The organism is Nitrobacter sp. MLSD-S21 (genome assembly GCF_058809865.1).
Genome location: NZ_JBXASZ010000001.1, coordinates 199,871 through 219,935, shown reverse-complemented (window position 1 = coordinate 219,935; position 20,065 = coordinate 199,871). Strand labels below are relative to the sequence as shown.

Sequence of the window (20,065 nt, the reverse complement as noted above, 5' to 3'; positions counted from 1 at the left end):
GCTTGATGCGGAGCAAAGTTCTCAACGAATTTTCAGCTACCATCAGCGGGCTTCTGAGGCCCATGACGGGCAGCCTCAATCTATCAGCCCAAGTTTTGCGTCTCGCTCAATTTCTGCCGCGCTCCGCTTCTGGTTGCCGGAGTTAGCGTCTGTGTTATGTCTCCTCGCTGTTCGTGTATTCAGAACGCGATACACAGATGCACGCCCAATCTGTAGCTTCTCTGCAATCGCAGTTGGTCCCATGCCTGCTGCTTGCAACTCGCGAACTTTAGCAACATCAACTGTAGGCTTCCGGCCCTTGTACACACCTCGTACTTTCGCCTGAGCAATCCCCTCTAGTTGTCGCTCCCTACGCAAGTTTGTCTCAAACTCAGCAAACACACCGAGCATATCCAAGAACGCTTTTCCTGCTGCGGTGCTGGTGTCGATCGGCTGTTCTGTTGCGCGTAGAGCGACGCCTTGCTCTTTTAAGGAACGTACAATGTCCTGTAGGTCTCCTATTGAACGAGCTAGTCGATCAATCCGTGTTACGACTAGTGTGTCACCATTCCTCATGAAGTCGCGCAGGACTGCAAGCTCTGTGCGCCCTTTGGTGGTCGAGCCGCTCACCTTCTCTGCGCGTATCGTCTCACACCCGGCAGCCTTCAACGCGTCTTGCTGTACGGTTAGGTCTTGATCGGCGGTGCTGACGCGTGCGTATCCGAAAACGGTCATGCGGATATCCTTGTCTCGTTAGGGTCTAGACCCTTCATTGCACAACGTCTCATAATTGTAAAGATACCCATGTGAGACACAGATCGCGTCTCGCGCTCGTGTCTCGCTAGAGTATACTCAATGAGAACGGCAAACTCAGTCGCCTACCGCGCGGTCCGACAAATCCTGACACCTCAATTTTTCAACACACTCCCAAATACAAGCCGCCTTGAAGCAATAAGAAAATCCAGAGGGCAGTGTGCTTGGAAGGAGAAGCTGCCCGGCATTGATGCCCAAAAGCACTCCTTCGGTGTCCATTAGGGCGAAGACGGGGGCACCGGAAGCTCCCTCGGCAGACTGCGCCTGATACAAAACTCTACGTGCTGGCTCCTGACCGTCAGTGAGATAATCGCTATCGGGATCGCTTGAAACGATACCGCCCCGCATCACCGGACGCTCGCTGCTTCTGTCATAGAGAAGCGAGTAGCTCGGCATAAAGATGGGAGCGCCAGCGGACATACGCTTCAAGTCATCCGTGTGGGCAAGCATTGAAGCGTCGATGGCAAAAACAGAAGGGGCTCCCAACGTGACGTTGATGTCCTCTCCCTGCTTACGTTTCCGACGATAATGCATCTGCTTGTTGGTCAAGTCGAAGACGGCTACGTCCTCGAACTGATTTATTGGGAAAACAAAGCGAATGGGCTCAGTCGGCGCGCCTTCATAATAATGGTCGTTATCCGCGAAACCGGCTATCTTGAAGTGTTCCAACTTGTAGCCGACATATTTCTGGTCTTTGAAGGCGAGGTCGAGATTATGCCTATTTGTGACACCGTATAGTCCTGCGTCTGACTTCACGAAAAAGCAGGTGCCATGCACCTCCTTCGGAGAGCCATCCGGGCCGAAGTGCATAAGCGAAATTCTATGAGCTGCATAGAGAAGGCGTCGATCTAACATTCTGACCTCGGACGGGTATCAGTCGTGCGCAGGTATATCGAAGCTGCACCCTCTGCTACAAATCGCAACACAGTCGCAACCTAACGATCACCGCAATGCACGTACGGGGGAAACTCAACGCGCACTGTTCCTATATATCCACGCGAAAATTTTTAGGATTTTCGGAAGTGACTTAGTTGGTAGTGGTGGATGTCGGACATGAAAGGCAAGGCATAACGCAACAGCATTATTTTCGCGTCGGGATACACACTGATCCAAAAACGCGATGCTCTCGAAGAGCTGCTTTCACTTAGAGTTCGTTATCTCGTGCCTTTGAAATTTCCCGGATTCTGCCCGGAAACGGGTGCAAATTCCTACCAAATCGTGCCGTTTACGGTAGTTACGGCTCCCGAGATAAACCGCTATGTCATTGAAAAAACAGCAGTTAATTCCGCTGATCGTCGCCGCCGCCCTGTTCATGGAAAACATGGACTCGACGGTGATCGCGACATCGCTGCCGGCGGTCGCCGCCGACATCGGCACCAGCCCGCTGACCCTGAAGCTCGCGATCACGTCCTACCTTCTGTCGCTGGCAGTATTTATTCCGGCAAGCGGCTGGACCGCGGACCGGTTCGGTGCGCGCTCCGTCTTCAGCGCGGCCATCGTGGTGTTCATGATCGGCTCAATCGGCTGCGCGCTATCCTCATCGGTGACGGATTTTGTGATCGCCCGGACCCTGCAAGGGCTGGGCGGTGCAATGATGACGCCGGTCGGCCGGCTGGTGCTGCTGCGTTCGATCGACAAGAGCGCGCTCGTCAACGCGATGGCATGGGTGACGGTGCCCGCCCTGATCGGGCCGGTGATCGGTCCGCCGCTGGGCGGCTTCATCACCACCTATTTCTCATGGCATTGGATTTTTCTGATCAACATTCCGGTCGGCCTGGTCGGTATCTTCATGGCGCAGCGCTACATCGACCCGATCCGCAGCGACAATCCCGAACGCTTCGACCTTTACGGAATGGTGCTGGCGGGCGTGGGGGTCGGCGGCATCGCCTTCGGGCTTTCAGTCGCCGGTCTCAACCTCCTGCCATGGACGGTTGTAGCTGCGTTGATCGGGGTCGGGTCGGTCTCGATGGCGGCCTATATGATGCACGCAAGACGCACCGACTCCCCGGTGCTGGATCTCACTCTGCTGCGCCTGCCGACGTTCCGGGCCAGCATGTATGGCGGGTTCCTGTTTCGCGTCGGCGTCGGCGCGCTACCGTTCCTGCTGCCGCTTCTGATGCAGGTTGGCTTCGGCCTGTCGCCGTTCGGCTCTGGGCTCGTGACATTTTCATCGGCGGTCGGCGCCATGGGCATGAAGACACTCGCCGCCCGCATCATCCGCGCCTTCGGCTTCCGCAACATCATGACTGTCAACGCGGTCGTCAGTTCCGTCTTCCTCGCCGCCTGCGCGCTGTTCACTATCACGACGCCGCTGCTGCTGATCATGATCATTCTGGTCGTCGGCGGTTTCTTCCGCTCGTTGCAGTTTACCGCGATCAACGCCCTCGCCTATGCGGACGTCGAGCCGGAACGAATGAGCCGCGCGACCACGCTCGCCAGCGTCAGTCAGCAACTGGCGATTTCGACGGGCGTCGCCATCGGCGCGTTCTCGGTTGAAGCCACGATGCTGTACCATCACAGCACGGAATTGACAGCAGCCGATTTCGGCTCTGGATTTCTCGTCGTCTCCGTGCTTTCAGCGATGTCCACTTTTTATTTCGTGCGGATGCCCGCCGATTCCGGCCATCAGGTTTCCGGTCGGCGCATGGTGGTCATTTCCGATCCTACCCGGGAATCCGAGGCTGAGGAGGAAACCTCTCGCGAAACAGTTACCGCCCGCGATCAGAAGCTGAGCTGAAGCACAACAGGTTTGCGGTTCTGACCCGCTTTAAGCTCGATTAGCGGCCGTCATAGGCGGCCGCCCGCGAAAGCCTGTCGCCACGACATAGCGTTCCGATGAATCCTGCCGGCTCGCAGCGGGCTTCACATGCCGGACCGTATGAAAGTCGCGTTTGAGCTGCGAAAGCAGACCGGCGTCCGCCCCGCTCTGGAAGACTTTTGCAATAAACGTCCCGCCGGGCCGCAGCACGTCGACCGCAAATGCCGCCGCGCTCTCGACGAGACCTACGATCCGGAGCTGGTCCGTCTTGCGATGGCCGGTAGTGTTGGCGGCCATATCGGAAAGCACAATATCCGCGCCCCCGTCCATCATCGCGAGCAGCTTGTCGGGGGCACTGTTGTCAAGGAAATCGAGCCGGGCAAACGTCACGCCGACGATCTCCGGCATCTCCAAAAGATCGATGGCAATCACTTTACCTTTGCCTTCGGCGACACCGACACGCTTTGCAGCCACCTGGCTCCAGCCGCCGGGCGCCGCGCCGAGATCGACCACCGCCAGCCCGGGTTTCAGGAAATGATACTTGTCGTCCATTTCGATCAGCTTGAAGGCCGCGCGGGAACGCCAGCCTTCACGCTTCGCCTGCGCCACATAGGGATCGTTGAGCTGCCGCTCCAGCCAGAGCTTGGACGACAGCTTTCGTTTACCGCCGGTCTTGACGGTCACGTGCAGCCGGCCGGTGGTATCTTTCGCCATGTCTAACCATCCTGCCCGGACTTGCACAACCTCCCGCGCGCCGACAGGCTGGAAGACGTTAAGCGGAAATCTTGCGACATTCCTCGGCGCAGGTCTTGCAAGAGTCGCCGCACGCCTTGCATTCTGCCACATCCGGAAATTTCTCGCATTCCTTCTGACAGTCCACGCACACCTGCGCAATGACCTTGGCAAGAGCGGGAACGTAGGACGAGTTGACGGCTGCCAGCGTCCGCAATGCGCCGCATGCGGCCATCATCTGATAGGTCGCGTTCGTACAACCGGCCATGCTCGTGTCCTTCATGCTCAACATGCCGAGGCAATGCCGCATGCACGCCTCTCCCTTGGAGACGCAATGATTGGTCGCCTCCTCGAGAGCTTTGTATTTCGTGGGATGCATCGATTCGGCTGGCGCCGCACTTGCGGGGACGGCGAAGGCCTGCGCCGCCGATAAAACTGCTGCCGCAGTCCCCATGGTAGCCACGAATTCACGACGGTGCATGATTATCTCCTCGCTGATTGAATCGATACCATCTTGGAACCTTACGACAGTATAATCCCGACCGCCTCACATCAAGCGGACGCGATAGGGTGCGAGACGACCGGCGGACCCGCCACTTTCCCAAACCGGCGTTTCTCATGTAAGTCTCTGTGGCCCGCGAACGCGCGTGCGCGGACGCCCATGCCTGAGAACGGAATATGTCGTGAGAAAACTTATCTTCAGGTGCGCAGTCGTAGCCGCGACCACGGTGATGACCCTCCATCTCGAGAGGGTTGAAGCTTTCTTTCCTGGAGACCATCCGGTCGCCGGGGTTCCGCACACACAGCTCTTGCTGGTTCAGGCTCAAGAACCGTCGAATGGCTTTTATCGAGGGGTTGGAGTTGTGACGGCGATCAATCCGGCGACCGGCTCGCTGACGATCAACCACCAAAAAATCGAGGGCTTAATGCCAGCGATGGAAATGCTGTTCCAGGTCGATCCGCGCACATTGAGCGATCACGTGAAGCCGGGCGACAAGGTCGAATTCCAACTCGAAGGTAAGACCTATACAATTCGAGATATCAAAGTTATCGAGCCTGCCAAATGAGTTTCCTCAATCGCCGCCGCCCGGCGGCCGCGCTCCCATCCCGATTACCTTGAATTTTACCTCGATTCTACCAGCGTGCTCGAACTGCAAGGCACCTCGAACCTTCTCTTCCGCAGCCAGCGGATGCAAGAGGCCCACGAACATGATGTGAAGTCCGCCCGGCTTTGCCTCAATGGAACTTCCTGGTGGCAGATCGATGCCCGTCAGCTGACGCATTTTCATGATGCCGCCCTCGAGCACGATATCGTGAAGCTCGAAACCCGTTGCAGCCTCCACCGAGCCACCGAGAAAGCGGTCAGGCAAGCTCCCACGGTTTTCAACGACGAGATAGCCAGCGCCGACTTGCGCTCCCGCCGGCGTCGCTCGCGACCACGGGCGCGAAATCACAATATCACCTGCTTTGAAATCCTCCGCCGAGGCGGCTCTCGCGGTTGCCAGCAAAGCACAGGCGACCGCAACGCAGAAGAGTTTCGATGTCATTGACCCTGTTTCACTCATGATGAACTGCCAATGAAAAAGATCGAGCATTGCCTGATCTCCGTCAAGCCGCCGTCCATATCAGAGCCGCGATTCCGAATAGCCAGATTCCGATCTGGTTCAGCAACAATCGATAATGCAGGGCATAGACGAACTCCATGATCGCCTCGGCTGTCGGCGGCCAGGAATTTCCCCGCATGCGGCGCGCCAGCTCCCGCCCTGAATACGGGGTCCAGAATGATAACACTGAACGGCGTGTCATCCGGCTCTCGCTCGGCACGGTGGCGCACCCAAGCCACATAGCTATGCTCGGGCGTTCGTGTCAGATCGACACTGTCGATAAAGACGCCCGGCGCGTGCAGGAGCGCGCGCTCCCGCAACTCGAACGGATCGATCATGTCGCGCCCATCGGCTTCGGCATGCATCAAATCGAGCTGAAGCCAGCCGTTCAACTCGTTAAAAAAGCCAGAAGACTTCCGGTCGTACCGGCGATAACGAGAAAGAACGCAAGATAGAGGCCGACGTATCGATGGACCAACACCCAGAAGCGTCTGCGCATCGCGAACCCATTCATGGCAATCTGTGAGCGGCGAACGCGCACGCTGGTCCGGCGCGCGCTCCGGTCGCAGAGTCCTCGTTCAGTGCTCGAACCTCAACCGGGCGATGAAGGTGCGCCCCGGCGCAGGCAGTACTCCCGGCGTATACGTGGCGCTTGCGTAGTACCTTTCATCGAACAGGTTGGTGACGTTGAACTGCGCCGTCGCCTTTCCGAAGCCGGTATCCCAGCTATAGGATACGTTGGTGTCGACACGAATGTAGTCGCCGATCTTGAACGTGTTCTCGTTGTTGCCCCCTCGGTTGTTTGCCGCGAAAGCGCCCGCGCCAAATCGCCACCCCGACGGCAGACTGTACTGAAGCCAGATGCCGCCCTGGTGAAGGGGGATGTTGTACAGTCTATGCCCGACGTTGCCCGGATCGCCGGTGGGCGTCGTGTCCTTGGTGATGCGCGCATCGGTGTAGGCATAGTTGGCCATCACCTGAAGGCGTTCCGTCAGATGTCCGGCGACGTCCACCTCGACGCCACGTGAGCGTGCCTCGCCAATCTGATTAACAAAAGTCGGGTTCCCCGGTATGGGCGTTACGATGTTGGTTCTGGTCAGATCGTATGTGGCCACCGTAGCGTTGAGGCGGCCATCAGACGTTTGAAACTTCGCGCCAGCCTCGTATTGCCTGGCTTCAGTCGGATCGGGCAAGGAGCCATCCAAAAGCCTCCCAAATCCGACAATGGGACCGAACGATTCCGAATAGCTGGTGAACAGGGCGACCTCCGGCGTGACCCGGAAGTTAATGCCGGCGCGGGGCTTGAAGACGTCGAACGCCTTGGCGTCCATCGGCGTGGACGGCGGACAGCCCGTCGCGCCGCCGCTCAATGCACATGATCCGCTACCGGCATTGCTCCAGTCCCAGCGGCCGCCGGCAATCAGATCCAGCCTGTCGAACAAGGTCACCTGGTCCTGGAAGCTGACAGCGCGCCACTCCGTAAAGGATGGCGCTCCGATCGTCAGCGGAAGGTCAGCGACTTCCCGCCAGCTCTGGTAGACCGGGTTCTGAATATTGAGCGGGCGAACGATCGCTGGATCGGTTGTGCCGTTGCGGCCCGAGTTTTGTTCGCTGTGGTAGGACTCGGCGCTTGCGAACAGGCGGTTGCGGATGTCTTGCGTGATCTGGGTGTCGCCCGTGATCGACGCCTCGACGAAATGGCTGTCGGAAACACCGACGAACTTGGAATAATAAATGTCGGTGAAACCGGGAGCCACGAGCGATCCACCCGGCTCGGAATCGTAAGACAGCGTCACGTCATGGTTGAAGGTCCCGCGTACTTTCGCAGTCCAGCCTTCGGCGAGCTTCTGTGTCAAGATCGCATCGACCAGATGAGTTTCGATTACGCTAGGGGGCTGATCTTTCAGTCCATAAAAGCGGCTGCGCGGAACGTCCGGGATCACATTATTGTATACGGGAATGCCGAGGTCGAAGACCTGCTCCATGCGCCTGTATTCGTAGTTCACATAAAGCTCGGTGGTCGGCGTCACGTCCCAACTCATGGACGGCGATAACAGAACGTTCCGAGAGTCAACGAAATCACGGAACGAATCGCGATCCTCGAACGCCGCGATGGCGCGATAGCGCAGCGAGCCGTCCTTTGTGAGCGGGCCGGTAGCATCTGCGGCGGTGCGATAGCCGAGATTGCTGACTTCCTGCAGGATCGAGTAATATGGCGTCGCAAGCGGCTTTTTGGTTATCATGTTGATCAGGCCGCCGGGATCGATGCGTCCGTAGATGCCGCCCGCCGTTCCCTTCAACACTTCGACCCGATCGATATTCGCGAAGTCGAACCTGGAATTCCGGAACGGCGCGCCATCCCGGTAGATCCATCGATCAAAACCCTGTGCGAAGCCGCGCAGCGTGATTCCGTCGTAAACGCCTTGACGGTCGATCTGCACTCCGCTGACGTTCTTCAGCGCTTCGCTGATCGTCGTCACGGCCTGGTCTCTGATAATGTCGCTCGGAACGGTTTGGATTGAATACGGCGTCTCAAACACCCGCCCGTTCATCTTGGTGGCGCTGGTGGCGTAGGGCATCGCGTAACCCTTACCGACGCTGTCGCCGGTTCGGGTGCCGAAACCGGTCCCCTTCTCCGCTAGCGCCGCGGCAGCCGGCGCATCGGTGCGCGCGGGCTGGCTGGACGTTGCGATAGCCCGCGCCACCGGCCTGGCTGCGGTGCGTTTCAGTTTGCGCTTCGCAACCTGGCTCGTAACCACCGTGATCGGCGGCAGCGTGACGCCCTCACCTCGCGGCGCGGGCCGTTCCTGCGCCGCGGCGCCATTGACCACAAAGGAAATCGCGACAGCAGACGTTGCGCGCGCCGCACAGCAGCGCACGAACAAACGGATAGACATGACTTTTCTCTCTCCGAGACGGAAAACAGAAGCACTTCTGGTGCAGTTTGTTTTGGCTCAGGAGATGTGAGGAGGACCGCGCGCCTGCGCGTGGGAGTCGATCGCGAATGGCGGCAACCCAAAGGCCAGACCGCGCCACACAACGGCGGTTGCGTCACGCGCGATGTTGACGGCGACGGCTTGGGGGTCGGCGGGCGGTGTCGCGGCGTGGACGACGCAATACAATGCACAGCAGGCGCTATGAGTTTGCTGCGAGTCGGTCTCACGGTCTTGCTGAGAGCTCGCATCGGGAGCGACCGAACATATCGCACCTGCCAGCGGATCGGCGGCGATTATGCTGAATGCCAGGGACGACGCGATTGGCGTGAATGTCTGCACCAGCATCGCAAACATGGCAATTGGAAGAAATCGTCCCAGCCACCGACGCATAATCCCTCAACCTTTCCGCCACCCGCTCAGGTTTCTTGAGAGTTCAGCGCAGATCTCCCTCATCTTGTTTCGATCATCTGGCTTCCGAACCATTTCTTTATCTTGGCGAGATCGACAATGCCCTCAACCGTCGTGACTTTGCCATCGCGCGCAATCAACATCGTTCGAGGGATGTCGCCTTGCCAGCTGGGATCGATCTCATAACGCAGTCGTTCGACGAAACCGTCGCTGAAGGTCCAGTTCTCGACCGAAGATAGTCCGGCCTTATGCAGCATTGAGAGTGCAGCTTCGCGCGGGTTCGGAACGAGATCGGCATTGACCGTTACGACGTCGACACCCGGATTGTTTCTGACGAAACTCCCGAGCAGCGGCAGCTCAACCTTGCAAGGGCCGCAAGTGACGCCCCAGAAATTGACCATCATTGGACGGCCGGCATGCGCATCGAGAATGGTTTGCCAGCTTCCGCGCTGGAACGAGCGCAATTGATCGTGCGCCGCGAGGGGGTGCGAGAGAAGTGTCAGAGCAAACACGAACAGCCACAAGTAACGCTTCATGGCGCGCCCTCGATCGGCATGATGTGGTAGCCGTCGGCCTTGGTCATCCAGGACAAGAAGACCTCGCGTCCATTCCCGACAAGCAAAGGATGATCAGACGCGTCAACTGTCTCAGCAACGACCTGCGGTTGCGACCAGTTTTCCCCATCATCGACGGACTTTATAAGCTTCACGGTTGTCTTCTCGCCGTCGAACTCTTTCCAGACAATCGCGGTGCCAGAGGCGCTCGCTAAGACGTAGGGGCGTGACGCGCTCCGGTCCGGCCTGCCAAGAGCCATGGGCTCGGAAAACGTCTGTCCGCCGTTCGTCGAGCGCGCATAGAACAAACCCTTTCGAGCTTCGCCGCTGGTGAACCAGACCGCGTGATAGATTCCCTTCGGCGAAATGGCGAGGCTCGGCCCCTGGTGCGGGCACGCCTCGGTCTTCCAGTTGTCTTGACTGACGCGATGGATCTCTCCCGGCGTAGCTGGATCCCCGAGGGTGACGATCGCGTGGTCCCGAACGCTGCCCGGGAAGATATTGCGAAACAGTACGGCGGGCCGGCCAGAACCCGCAAACGCAACGGATATCCGGCAGCACTCGCAAGTGCTGTCCTTCAACATGCGAGCCTCGGTGTACGACCCGCCGCCGTCCTTCGACCATGCGAAGAACAAAGCCGCTCCCTTATACGTTTGATTGGCCGCGCGCGCTTGCGCCCGGTTGCGTTTGTCGAGCCAGGCCACGAAGACCGAACCGTCGGCATCCAGTGCGAGCTGCTCGAAGCGTTGGCTTTCCTTGTTCGATGTAATGGATTCCGGCTTGCTAAAGCTGTGACCTCCATCAACCGAGCGTGTGTACAGCACCTCGCCGTTGAAGTTCTTGTCCCTGAAAATCGAAAAGGCGATGGCGATCCGGTTGTGCTGGTCAACGACCATCTTGGGACGCGCATCAGGTCCCCAATCGAGATCAAGCGGCCGATCAACGACCGCGACTGGCGCTGAAAAGGTTTTTCCACGATCCTTGGAGCTCGCCACCAGTATGCGCCCACCTGCCATCCACGCCAGCCACAAGGTCCCGTCTGGGGCGAATGCCGGCGTAACCTTGGTCGCGCATCGCAGTTCGGTCGTATCACAGGCAGCCTCTGATACGTGGTGATGGCTCATCTGCGCGTTTGCCACGCCCTGGCAGAGGATCGCGATCGCAGCGACGATTGCTGTTCTGATCATAGTCAGCCCACCTTTGCTACCGAAACGCAAATCTCATTCCGGCGATGAACATGCGTGGCGATCCGGCATAGATGGAGCCGCCGGTGTTAGCCAAAACGCTCGCGGGGTTTTGAACGCCCGCTCCGGTTACCGTGTTCGCGATGTTATTGGCGGACGCTACATATGTCCTGTCGAAGACGTTCCGCACCTCGAAATAAGCATGAAGCGAGTTAAGATACTCGGATTGCAGGGGCGTGTCGTAGTGCAGATTGAGATTGACGAGTTCGTAGCCGGGCGCTTTCAGGAGATTGGCATTGTCCATATAGAATGCGTCCCTCCACTGAAACTCAACGAATGCGCCAACGCCTTTCAGGGCGCCCGAGAGCTGGTCGTAGGAAAGCCTTGCCGTCAGCTCGTTCGGCGAAATACCGGGAATCTTGTTGCCCGCGCGATTGAAACCGAAAACGGCACCATTGGTGATATTCTCGGTGTAGCTCGTGTAGATCTGGTCGAGATAGGTATAGGCGGTGGTCACACGCCAACTTGGCAGGAAACGCCATTGCGCCAAGAGTTCGAAGCCACGGTGCTCGGATTTCGGGGCGTTGAACGTATAGCTTGAGTTGGGCGAGCCGAGGGGCGTTGCCTGCGTGACCAGTTCGTCGCGGAAAAACTCGTAGAAGCCTGTCGCGCTTACCCTGACCGTGGGGTCCGGCGTCCAGTCAAAGCCGAGATCGTAGCCGAGATTCCTTTGGGGATTGAGCTGCGTATTGTTGCCGTTCTGACCGTTTGGCAGCACGAACAGGTTGCCGACCTGTGGCGTTCCATAGCCGGTCGCGACCCGCGCACGGAGAAGCCAGTCTTTGTCCGCGCGGTATTGAAGCGCGAATTCCGGCGCGGTGTTCTGGAATTGGCGATCCGTGCTTCTGATGGTCGTGGTCGTAATACCCGTTGGCCCGGTATAGGTGTAAGCTGTATTGACGCCGTTTAAATGGGTTGTCTCCCACCCGATCCCCGCAATAGCGGTCCATGCGTTGGTGAGCCGCAGTTCTTCGCGCGCACGGACACCATAGTTGGTGTGCTCTCCGGTGACGTTCGACTGTAACTGACCGCGCGTTCCTCCAGGCGCCACATTGTATGTGTCACCCGACCAACTCAGGGTGTTGTAAAACGCGCCAAGGTAGCTGGTGGAATCCATTCCCAGGAGATCGCTCCGCCTGACGAGGTCGCTCATGAAGTTATAGGATGGGTAATCGCCGATCGCGCTCGTGGCGCCGGTCGGCTGGTTGATATTGCGATCGTCGAACACGAATTGGTTGCGCCAGGTGGTCTGGTTATCGAAATCATGCTCCCAGCGTCCGCCCACGATCGTCCGGCGATCGTCGCGGCCGAGCCTGGCCTGCTCGGCCGTTTGGCGACTGGTCCCGTTGGCTGTGTTGAAGCCGTTATTGAACAACGTAATCGTGCCGCAGCCGGGAGCGGCCGTTGCGGCCGTTTCACAGCCTCGCTGAAAGGGGTTGATGTAGAATTGATTGAGTGAGGACCGGATCGGGAGGCGCGTATCCAGCGTGTTGTTGATCAGCTTGAATGTGAAACGATCGTCCGGCGTCGCCTGTAGTGTCCCCAGGAAATTCACGGTCTGAGTGTTGAACCAACTGTTGCCCAGAAAACCATCGCTACGCGCGTCACTTGCGAACAGAGAGCCTTCGAAGTTTCCGACTTTCTTGCCGGCAGTCAGATAGTTGTTGAGGTATCCGTAGCTCCCGCCATCGACGCCGTACTCGACGCCGTTGATGTCGGCGCCGCGACGGGTCCTGAAGTTCAGCGCACCGCCGGTCGCATAATTGCCGTAGAGTGCGGACGACGGCCCCCGAATGACGTCGATGGCCCCGTAGGCGCGAGGATCGATCAGGTCGCTGCGGGACAGTCCATCAGGCTGGGTGACCGGGAAGCCGTCATCAAAGATCACCAGATTGCGAATGGCGAAGCCGTTGCGCGCGTTCGACCCGCGAATCGAGATGCCGAAGTCCCTGGGACCGTTCCCTTGCTTGATGGAAATGCCGGGACTGTCGCGCAACACGTCGGCCACGGAGAACGCGGGCCTGTTGGCGAATAGATCGCGGCCGATCGTTGTCTGGGGCTGTCCGGTCGGCGCCTGATGAAGGATCGCAAGTTGCGCATCTGTGGAGACTGGCGACGGCCTTACGACGACGGCCGGCTGCGGCCGGGGAGATGATCTCGGAGCGTCGCGGTGAGCGACCGACCGCTTTTTGCGCGGACTGGCCTGGGCACGGCGCGGGGCTTCGACCGTGATGCCCGGAAGTGTCTGGGCGGCAGTCTGAGCGGCAGCATCGCTGCAAACAGCGAGCAACGCCGAATGCAATGCGAGCGCGCCAGCGCCCGAAAAGAAACGAGAGCAAAACATAGGATATTCCCGATGCGGGCGATCGCCCTGAGCATTTAATCAAACAGACCGGATCACCGCCGCAGTCACGGCGATCGTGCGGATTTGCTGAATCAGGAAATAGCCGGAGGAGCACGCGCCTGCGCGTGGGAGGCAACCGCGAATGGCGGCAACCCGAATCCCAAGCCGCGCCAGACGACGGCGGTTGCGTCACGTGCGAAGCTGACAGCAGCCGCTTGCGAGTCGGGAGGTGGGGTTGCGGCGTGGACCACACACAACGTACAGCAGACGCCGTGTGTCTGCTGAGGGTCGGTCTCACGGTGTTGCGGAGAACTCGTATCCGCGGCGGCATGCGAACATATCGCACCCGCTAGCGGGGCGGCAGAGACGGTGCTGAATGCCAGGCATGCGGCAATGGGTGCAAATATCTGCACCAGCATCGCAAACATGACGATCGGAAGAAATCGCCCCAGCCGCCGACGCATAATCCCCAGCCTTTCGCTGCCGGGAACTATCATGCCGGAATTCGGGTGTCTAGACGACCCTCTCGATTTCGGCCCATCGAATTCAAATCGGTAGGGGCTGTTCGGGATAGATTACCGGGTCACGCCCGGCAATCCGGAGAAACATCCTTTTGGTGGTCAGCTCCGTTGAGTGCGCCATCTTCGCGCATCATTTCGACCAGCATACCCTCCCGCAGACCACGATCCGCTACTCGCAGACGCGGCAAAGGAAAGGCTCGTCGAATGGCATCCAGGATGGCGCAGCCCGCCAGAACCAGGTCGGCACGCTCAATCCCGATGCAGCCGTTTGCCACCCGTTTTTCATAATCCATGCCGCAGAGCCGCGCGATGACCTGGGTCACCTCGATATCGTTCATCCAGATACCGTCAACCTTGCGGCGATCGTAGCGCGCCAGGCCGAGATGGAGACCGCCAAGCGTCGTCACCGTGCCCGAGGTGCCGAGAAGGTGCATTCCGTAGAGATCGCGGCCATGGGCAGCCGCAAACACCGCAAGATGGCCGGTGACCTCATTCACCATGGAAGCGTAAGATTGCGGCGTTATGTCGTGCCCGCCAAAACGCTCAGCTAGCGTTACGACACCAACCGGAAGCGACATCCAAGCCATGGTGCGCAGGTCGCCTTCGCGACGGCGCTCTATGCGAACGAGCTCCGTCGAGCCGCCGCCGATGTCGAACAGGATCGCGCCGCTCGCTTTCGGATGAACCAGCGGCGAGCAGCCGATTACCGCAAGTGCGGCTTCCGTCTCCCGATCGATCACCTCGAGCTGAATGCCCGTGGCGGCAGCAACGCGGGTACGAAAATTCTCGGCGTTCGACGCCGCCCTGCACGCCTCTGTCGCGATCAGCCGCAGGCGGCCCGCTTTCCTGACGCGGATCTTGTCGCGGCATATGGCGAGCGCGGCGATAGTCCGCTCGATCGCCGCCTCGCTGATATGCCCGGTCGATGAGATGCCTTCGCCTAGCCGGACAATTCGCGAAAACGAATCGATCACGCGAAAACTGCCGCCTGTCGGAGAGGCGATCAGCAACCGGCAATTGTTGGTGCCGAGATCGAGGGCAGCATAAACGCCGGCATCGGCGCTCGGCGAAGAACGGATAGCGCTCGCCGCGGTCATCGCGGCTTCCAATCCCAGAAAGCTGTCGCGCGATCCGGTATCAACGCAACGCTGGATATCATCATCCATGTATCCGTCTTTCCGCGGCCACTCGAGCGGCCTACGAGACAATATTTTTCCGGAAGTTTAGCAGCGCAGACCGCGAGCGCAACCGCCCATAGACTCCTAGGTCAGGGTCATTCGGATCGCCGGGACGATTTGACCGAGCAAACAGGAAAACATCAAAAGCCAAGCGCAATTTTACAACTTCCCCGCTCTATTGCGTCGCAAAATCAATTTCGTACAACCACAGATATATCGTTGACGGCAGCATGCACCCTCTTGTGCGCCAATCGAAGGCTTTGGCTCGCCCGCTCGCAATCCTCCCTCACATGGAGTAACACGCGCTGCCATGATGTCCGCGCAGCAGATGATCCGCCATTGACCTCCATTCGCATCTACGTTGACGCCGATGCGTGTCCGGTGAAGGACGAAATTTATCGCGTCGCGGTACGTCACAGCGTACCTGTCATCGTGGTCGCAGGTACGTATATCCGTGTGCCTGACGACCCCTTGATCGAGCGAATTGCGGCCGGGCCGGGCATGGATGCTGCCGATGACTGGATCGCAGAACGCGCCGGCAAGAATGATATCGTCATCACCGCGGATATTCCGCTGGCGAGCCGCTGCGTCAAGGCGGGCGCTAGCGTGATCGCGCCGAACGGAAAGCCATTCACGGAGCAGTCGATTGGGATGACGCTCGCAGTCCGCAACCTGATGACCGACCTACGCGCGAGCGGCGAAGTGACGGGTGGCCCGCGCTCGTTCCAGCCACGCGACCGCTCCGCATTCCTGTCGGAGCTCGACAAAGCCATCCGCCGTATCCAGCGCACCTGCGCGACACAGCAGGGTTGAGACGATGGCGCCGCCGCTGATTCAGCTAAAAGATATCGCGCTGACATTTGGCGGCACACCGCTGCTGTCCGGCGTCGAACTCACGGTATCGGAATCCGAACGGCTTTGCTTGGTCGGTCGTAACGGCTCCGGCAAATCAACACTCTTGAAGATTGCGGCAGGCCTCATGGCGTCTGACGGCGGCAGCCGCTTCGTGCAGCCCGGCGCCACCGTACGTTATTTGCCGCAGGAACCGGATTTCTCCGGCTTTGAAACCACGCTCGCCTATGTCGAGGCTGGGATGGGCCCCGGCGACGATCCCTATCAAGCGCGCTATCTGGTCGAACAGCTCGGCCTCACCGGCGCGGAGCATCCCGCGCATCTTTCCGGTGGAGAAGGCCGGCGCGCTGCGCTGGCGCGCGTGCTGGCGCCCTCGCCCGACATCCTGTTGCTTGATGAACCGACCAACCATCTCGATCTCACCACCATCGAATGGCTGGAAGGTGAACTCGGCGCGCGGCGCGGCGCGCTGGTTCTCATCAGCCATGACCGGCGCTTCCTGGCCAATCTTTCGCGCAGCACCGCATGGCTCGATCGCGGCCGGGTCCGGCAGATCGACCGAGGCTTCGCGAATTTCGAGGAATGGCGCGACGAGGTTCTGGCCGAAGAAGAGCGCGACCAGCACAAGCTCGACCGCAAGATCGTAGCCGAGGAACACTGGCTGCGTTATGGGGTCTCGGGCCGTCGCAAGCGCAACGTCAAGCGGCTCGCTGGTCTCCATGAACTGCGTCGGCAACGTCGCGATTATCGCGGCACAGCCGGCAGCGCGAACCTCGCCGCGGCCGAGGCCGACAAGTCCGGGAAGCTCGTCATCGAGGCAAAGGGCATCGGGAAGTCCTATGAGCGAACGATCGTCGATCAGTTCTCAATCCGCATCCAGCGCGGCGACCGCATCGGCATTGTCGGTCCCAACGGCGCAGGCAAGACCACGCTGATCAACATGCTCACGGGAGCCGAGACGCCAGACGGCGGCACGATCCGGCTCGGCGCCAATCTCGAAATGGCGACGCTTGACCAGCACCGAGAAAGCCTCGACCCGAAATCGACGCTCATGGAGGCGCTGACCGGGGGGCGCAGCGATCACGTCATGGTTGGTGGAAAGCCGAAGCACGTCGTCAGCTACATGAAGGATTTTCTGTTCGCCCAGGAGCAGATGCGAACTCCGCTTGAGGCGTTGTCCGGCGGGGAGCGCGGACGCCTGATGCTGGCACGCGCGCTGGCAAAGCCATCCAACCTGCTGGTGCTGGACGAGCCGACCAACGATCTCGATCTGGAAACGCTCGACGTGCTGGAGGACATGCTCGGCGACTATGAGGGCACCGTCATCCTCATCAGTCACGACCGCGACTTTCTGGATCGCGTCGTGACCTCGGTGATCGTCCCCGAAGGCAATGGCCGCTGGGTCGAATACGCCGGCGGCTATACTGACATGCTAGCGCAGCGCGGCGCCGATCTGAAGCGCGAGGCGCCGAAATCCACTCCGGCATCTGAAACAGAGCGTTCTGCGAAGAACGCACCTGCAGCCACCGCCCCTGGCAAGCGACGGCTCAGCTTCAACGAGAAACATGCGCTCGAGACGCTGCCGAAATCCATCGCAAAACTTCAAACCGAGATCGCAAAGCAGCAGCAACACCTTGACGATCCAGACCTCTATGCGAAGGATCGCGCAGCCTTTGACAAGGCTTCCGGCGCGCTGGCTAAGGCGCAGACAGAGTTGCAATTAGCTGAGGATCGCTGGCTCGAATTGGAAATGCTCCGCGAGGAGATCGAGGAAGCCTGAGAGCCAGACTAATGCCGCAACCACTTCAGCACACCTCGCCCGGCTGCCGCACCGGTCGCGAACGAGGCCTGGAGCAGATAGCCGCCGGTCGGCGCTTCCCAGTCCAGCATTTCCCCGGCGGCGAACACGCCCGGCAACCTGCGGATCATGTAGTCGCCGTCAAGCTCGCTGAACACAATTCCTCCAGCGGAGGAGATCGCGCGCGCGATCGGCGCGATGTCCGTCAGAGTGATCGGAACCGACTGGATAAACCCCGCAAGCGCTGGCGGCGGCATCGTTCCCGACTGCTGTCCAGAAGCGATCGCCGCTTCCTGCAATAGTCCGATTGCGACCGGCGCAAGGCCAGCGGCTTTGCGCAGCCAGTTAGACATGGACTGTTTTCCGCGCGGCACGTTCAACCGCACGGCGAGTCGATCCGTCGGTACATCAGGTCGGAGGTTGATGTGCAGAACGGCGTTCCCCGCAACGTTGATGTGTTCGCGCAGCATCGCCGAGAGGGCATAGATTCCTCCACCCTCGATGCCGTCACGCGTGATGAGCACCTCGCCGCGCACAGTGTGCGGACCGAACGACAGCGCAACGTTCTTCAGCGGTTGGCCTTCGAAGCGATCACGGAAGATGCCGCTCCATGCCACGGTGAACGCGCAGTTGGCCGGTCGCAGCAGTGACATGGCAATCCCTCTGGACGCGAGCTGTTCGACCCACGCGCCATCAGAGCCAAGTCGCGGCCAACTCGCGCCGCCAAGCGCCATGATCGTCGCATCTGCTGCCACCATGCGCTCGCCATCAGGCGTCCAAAACTTAAGGCGGTCGTCGTGGTCCCAGCCCATCCAGCGATGGCGCAGCTCCAGCGTCACGCCAAGAGCATCAAGCCGCTTAAGCCATGCACGCAACAGCGGAGACGCTTTGAGCACTTTCGGAAATACACGTCCGCTTGATCCGACGAAAGTCGGTTGTCCGAGATCGTCGGCCCATTTTCGCAGCGCCTCGGGCGTGAACGCGTCGATGGCCGGTTTGAGATAGGGTACGGCCGCGCCATAGCGCGCGAGGAATTGCGGCAGCGGCTCGCTGTGCGTCAGATTGAGGCCGCCGCGCCCCGCCATCAGAAACTTGCGGCCCGCCGACGGCATGGCGTCGAACACGGTCACGCGCACGCCCCCGCGCGCGAGAACTTCCGCAGCCATCAGGCCGGCGGGACCAGCGCCAACAATCGCAGCTTGGGTTTGGAGGACGTCACGCATCGAAAAAAGATGTGCCCTAGTTCCGCGCCGTCAGGAAAAGTACAGGAGAGCAAGCCAGTCGGCGGCAAGCGCCAACCGCTTCTCGCCCTCGATCTCGACGCTGACGGCCGTGCGCGACAGCAGTTCGCCGGGCTTGCGAAGCGTCGCCTCGGTGAGCGTGAAACGGCCCCTGACGCGCGATCCGGATTTGACCGGCGATATGAACCGGAGCCGGTCAAAGCCATAGTTCACCCGCATGGTCACACCGGCGACCGGCGGAATCACCTCATGCGACATGACGCTGAGCAGCGACATGGTCAGGAATCCATGCGCAACGGTCGTGCCGAACGCTGTTTCCTTGGCCCGCTCGGGGTCGACGTGGATAAACTGACGGTCTTCGATCACATCGGCATAGAGATCGATCCGCTTCTGGTCGATCAGGTGCCATGACGAAGCGCCGATCTCCTGACCGATCATTTGCCTGTAGGCTTCGAGCGAGACCGATGGTTGCTTCCAGACCTCGTTCACAGCTTACGTCTCCCCCGCTTTTGACCCGAGCTCTGAGCTCTCGAAGTTTTAGAAAGTCACCCTCACATCGTCATCGGCCACCCATGTTTTCCGCAAGGGCGCGGATATGCCGGATGATTCCGGAGAAATCGACCCCCCCGTTTCCGGCCGCATCGAACGCCTTGTAGATGTCCTGCGCGTGCTGTCCAAGCGGCGTCACCGCACCGGTAGATTTCGCCGCCTCCTGCGCAAGCGTCAGGTCTTTGAGCATCATCGCCGAGGCGAAGCCCGGCTTGTAGTCGTTATTCGCGGGCGAGGTCGGAACCAGCCCCGGTACCGGACAGTAGCTCGTGAGCGACCAGCACTGGCCCGACGCTGTCGAGGCGACATCGAACAGCGCTTGGCGAGACAGGCCGAGCTTTTCCGCAAGCACGAAGGCCTCGCCCACCGCGATCATTGAAACACCCAGGATCATGTTGTTGCAGATTTTGGCGGCCTGTCCCGCTCCGTCACGGCCGCAATGGATGATCTTCTTGCCCATCGCTTCAAGAAACGGCTTCGCCGCCTCGAAGGACTCAACTTCCCCGCCAGCCATGAAAGTCAGCGTCGCGGGGGGGGGGGCCCCCCCCCCCCCC

At 59.8% G+C, this 20,065-nt stretch carries 20 protein-coding genes; 4 read left to right on the top strand and 16 right to left on the bottom strand.

The window, feature by feature from the left end; genetic code table 11:
* Positions 1–75: 75 nt before the first annotated feature.
* Both AC1RT6_RS01045 and AC1RT6_RS01040 read right to left on the bottom strand, forming a co-directional pair.
* Positions 76–714 carry a recombinase family protein gene (locus AC1RT6_RS01045; protein ID WP_472790189.1) on the bottom strand — a complete coding sequence of 213 codons (639 nt, stop codon included), beginning with the start codon at positions 712–714 and terminating at the stop codon, positions 76–78.
* A gap of 135 nt (positions 715–849) precedes the next feature.
* Positions 850–1,602, bottom strand: coding sequence for a S1 family serine peptidase (locus AC1RT6_RS01040; RefSeq protein ID WP_472790191.1), 753 nt, complete (start codon positions 1,600–1,602; stop codon positions 850–852).
* Between the two features lie 448 nt (positions 1,603–2,050).
* Here AC1RT6_RS01040 and AC1RT6_RS01035 point away from each other — a divergent pair, with 448 nt between their 5' ends.
* Positions 2,051–3,529, top strand: coding sequence for an MFS transporter (locus AC1RT6_RS01035; protein WP_472790193.1), 1,479 nt, complete (start codon positions 2,051–2,053; stop codon positions 3,527–3,529).
* A 30-nt stretch (positions 3,530–3,559) separates the two neighbouring features.
* Here AC1RT6_RS01035 and AC1RT6_RS01030 read toward each other — a convergent pair whose 3' ends face one another.
* On the bottom strand, positions 3,560–4,264 hold the full coding sequence (locus AC1RT6_RS01030) for an RlmE family RNA methyltransferase (protein ID WP_079447144.1): 705 nt from the start codon (positions 4,262–4,264) through the stop codon (positions 3,560–3,562).
* Between the two features lie 58 nt (positions 4,265–4,322).
* On the bottom strand, positions 4,323–4,763 hold the full coding sequence (locus tag AC1RT6_RS01025; RefSeq protein ID WP_079447145.1) for a four-helix bundle copper-binding protein: 441 nt from the start codon (positions 4,761–4,763) through the stop codon (positions 4,323–4,325).
* 250 nt (positions 4,764–5,013) lie between these two features.
* Here AC1RT6_RS01025 and AC1RT6_RS01020 point away from each other — a divergent pair, with 250 nt between their 5' ends.
* Positions 5,014–5,349 (top strand): copper-binding protein, encoded by a 336-nt coding sequence (locus AC1RT6_RS01020; RefSeq protein WP_079447146.1) that lies wholly within the window; start codon positions 5,014–5,016, stop codon positions 5,347–5,349.
* Positions 5,350–5,355: 6 nt separating this feature from the next.
* Here the strand turns inward: AC1RT6_RS01020 and AC1RT6_RS01015 are convergent, their stop codons facing one another.
* The 9 genes from AC1RT6_RS01015 to AC1RT6_RS00975 all read right to left on the bottom strand — a co-directional run bounded on the left by AC1RT6_RS01015 (position 5,356) and on the right by AC1RT6_RS00975 (position 15,059).
* The gene (locus AC1RT6_RS01015; protein ID WP_472790197.1) at positions 5,356–5,877 is read right to left on the bottom strand and encodes a copper chaperone PCu(A)C; all 522 of its coding nucleotides are present in this window, start codon (positions 5,875–5,877) and stop codon (positions 5,356–5,358) included.
* A complete protein-coding gene (locus tag AC1RT6_RS01010; protein ID WP_079447148.1) occupies positions 5,844–6,278 on the bottom strand; it encodes a hypothetical protein in 435 nt (144 codons plus the stop codon). The genes AC1RT6_RS01015 and AC1RT6_RS01010 overlap by 34 nt, the downstream gene beginning before the upstream one ends.
* Before the next feature lie 186 nt (positions 6,279–6,464).
* On the bottom strand, positions 6,465–8,783 hold the full coding sequence (locus AC1RT6_RS01005; RefSeq protein ID WP_472790200.1) for a TonB-dependent siderophore receptor: 2,319 nt from the start codon (positions 8,781–8,783) through the stop codon (positions 6,465–6,467).
* Between the two features lie 57 nt (positions 8,784–8,840).
* Positions 8,841–9,176 (bottom strand): DUF2946 family protein, encoded by a 336-nt coding sequence (locus AC1RT6_RS01000; RefSeq protein WP_493028919.1) that lies wholly within the window; start codon positions 9,174–9,176, stop codon positions 8,841–8,843.
* A gap of 95 nt (positions 9,177–9,271) precedes the next feature.
* Complete coding sequence (locus tag AC1RT6_RS00995) at positions 9,272–9,766, bottom strand: TlpA family protein disulfide reductase (RefSeq protein WP_079447151.1); 495 nt, start codon at positions 9,764–9,766, stop codon at positions 9,272–9,274.
* On the bottom strand, positions 9,763–10,971 hold the full coding sequence (locus AC1RT6_RS00990; protein ID WP_079447152.1) for a sialidase family protein: 1,209 nt from the start codon (positions 10,969–10,971) through the stop codon (positions 9,763–9,765). The genes AC1RT6_RS00995 and AC1RT6_RS00990 overlap by 4 nt, the downstream gene beginning before the upstream one ends.
* Before the next feature lie 16 nt (positions 10,972–10,987).
* Positions 10,988–13,372 carry a TonB-dependent receptor family protein gene (locus AC1RT6_RS00985; protein ID WP_087881166.1) on the bottom strand — a complete coding sequence of 795 codons (2,385 nt, stop codon included), beginning with the start codon at positions 13,370–13,372 and terminating at the stop codon, positions 10,988–10,990.
* A gap of 92 nt (positions 13,373–13,464) precedes the next feature.
* A complete protein-coding gene (locus AC1RT6_RS00980; RefSeq protein WP_079447197.1) occupies positions 13,465–13,836 on the bottom strand; it encodes a DUF2946 domain-containing protein in 372 nt (123 codons plus the stop codon).
* Positions 13,837–13,955: 119 nt separating this feature from the next.
* Positions 13,956–15,059 (bottom strand): Ppx/GppA phosphatase family protein, encoded by a 1,104-nt coding sequence (locus tag AC1RT6_RS00975; protein ID WP_079447153.1) that lies wholly within the window; start codon positions 15,057–15,059, stop codon positions 13,956–13,958.
* A gap of 351 nt (positions 15,060–15,410) precedes the next feature.
* Between AC1RT6_RS00975 and AC1RT6_RS00970 the strand changes: the two genes are divergently transcribed.
* Together AC1RT6_RS00970 and AC1RT6_RS00965 are read left to right on the top strand one after the other, a co-directional pair.
* Positions 15,411–15,884 carry a YaiI/YqxD family protein gene (locus AC1RT6_RS00970; RefSeq protein WP_079447154.1) on the top strand — a complete coding sequence of 158 codons (474 nt, stop codon included), beginning with the start codon at positions 15,411–15,413 and terminating at the stop codon, positions 15,882–15,884.
* A gap of 4 nt (positions 15,885–15,888) precedes the next feature.
* Positions 15,889–17,703, top strand: coding sequence for an ABC-F family ATP-binding cassette domain-containing protein (locus AC1RT6_RS00965; protein ID WP_079447155.1), 1,815 nt, complete (start codon positions 15,889–15,891; stop codon positions 17,701–17,703).
* Between the two features lie 8 nt (positions 17,704–17,711).
* Here the strand turns inward: AC1RT6_RS00965 and AC1RT6_RS00960 are convergent, their stop codons facing one another.
* From AC1RT6_RS00960 to AC1RT6_RS00950, 3 genes are all read right to left on the bottom strand, one after another.
* Positions 17,712–18,944: a BaiN/RdsA family NAD(P)/FAD-dependent oxidoreductase gene (locus AC1RT6_RS00960; RefSeq protein WP_079447156.1), complete on the bottom strand. Its 1,233-nt coding sequence runs from the start codon at positions 18,942–18,944 to the stop codon at positions 17,712–17,714.
* Positions 18,945–18,974: 30 nt separating this feature from the next.
* Positions 18,975–19,451 (bottom strand): MaoC family dehydratase, encoded by a 477-nt coding sequence (locus tag AC1RT6_RS00955; protein WP_079447157.1) that lies wholly within the window; start codon positions 19,449–19,451, stop codon positions 18,975–18,977.
* Positions 19,452–19,521: 70 nt separating this feature from the next.
* On the bottom strand, positions 19,522–20,065 hold a 544-nt coding region (locus tag AC1RT6_RS00950), incomplete at its 5' end, for an NAD-binding protein (RefSeq protein WP_493028914.1).

Bases quoted from the DNA above. Each gene is read 5' to 3' on its own strand.
- AC1RT6_RS00980 (WP_079447197.1), bottom strand. From the start codon at position 13,836: ATGCGTCGGCGGCTGGGGCGATTTCTTCCGATCGTCATGTTTGCGATG.
- AC1RT6_RS00995 (WP_079447151.1), bottom strand. From the start codon at position 9,766: ATGAAGCGTTACTTGTGGCTGTTCGTGTTTGCTCTGACACTTCTCTCG.
- AC1RT6_RS01025 (WP_079447145.1), bottom strand. From the start codon at position 4,763: ATGCACCGTCGTGAATTCGTGGCTACCATGGGGACTGCGGCAGCAGTT.
- AC1RT6_RS01040 (WP_472790191.1), bottom strand. From the start codon at position 1,602: ATGCACTTCGGCCCGGATGGCTCTCCGAAGGAGGTGCATGGCACCTGC.
- AC1RT6_RS01005 (WP_472790200.1), bottom strand. From the start codon at position 8,783: ATGTCTATCCGTTTGTTCGTGCGCTGCTGTGCGGCGCGCGCAACGTCT.
- AC1RT6_RS01035 (WP_472790193.1), top strand. From the start codon at position 2,051: ATGTCATTGAAAAAACAGCAGTTAATTCCGCTGATCGTCGCCGCCGCC.
- AC1RT6_RS00985 (WP_087881166.1), bottom strand. From the start codon at position 13,372: ATGTTTTGCTCTCGTTTCTTTTCGGGCGCTGGCGCGCTCGCATTGCAT.
- AC1RT6_RS00975 (WP_079447153.1), bottom strand. From the start codon at position 15,059: ATGGATGATGATATCCAGCGTTGCGTTGATACCGGATCGCGCGACAGC.
- AC1RT6_RS00960 (WP_079447156.1), bottom strand. From the start codon at position 18,944: ATGCGTGACGTCCTCCAAACCCAAGCTGCGATTGTTGGCGCTGGTCCC.
- AC1RT6_RS01030 (WP_079447144.1), bottom strand. From the start codon at position 4,264: ATGGCGAAAGATACCACCGGCCGGCTGCACGTGACCGTCAAGACCGGC.
- AC1RT6_RS01045 (WP_472790189.1), bottom strand. From the start codon at position 714: ATGACCGTTTTCGGATACGCACGCGTCAGCACCGCCGATCAAGACCTA.
- AC1RT6_RS00990 (WP_079447152.1), bottom strand. From the start codon at position 10,971: ATGATCAGAACAGCAATCGTCGCTGCGATCGCGATCCTCTGCCAGGGC.
- AC1RT6_RS00965 (WP_079447155.1), top strand. From the start codon at position 15,889: ATGGCGCCGCCGCTGATTCAGCTAAAAGATATCGCGCTGACATTTGGC.
- AC1RT6_RS01000 (WP_493028919.1), bottom strand. From the start codon at position 9,176: ATGTTTGCGATGCTGGTGCAGACATTCACGCCAATCGCGTCGTCCCTG.
- AC1RT6_RS01015 (WP_472790197.1), bottom strand. From the start codon at position 5,877: ATGCTCGATCTTTTTCATTGGCAGTTCATCATGAGTGAAACAGGGTCA.
- AC1RT6_RS01020 (WP_079447146.1), top strand. From the start codon at position 5,014: ATGACCCTCCATCTCGAGAGGGTTGAAGCTTTCTTTCCTGGAGACCAT.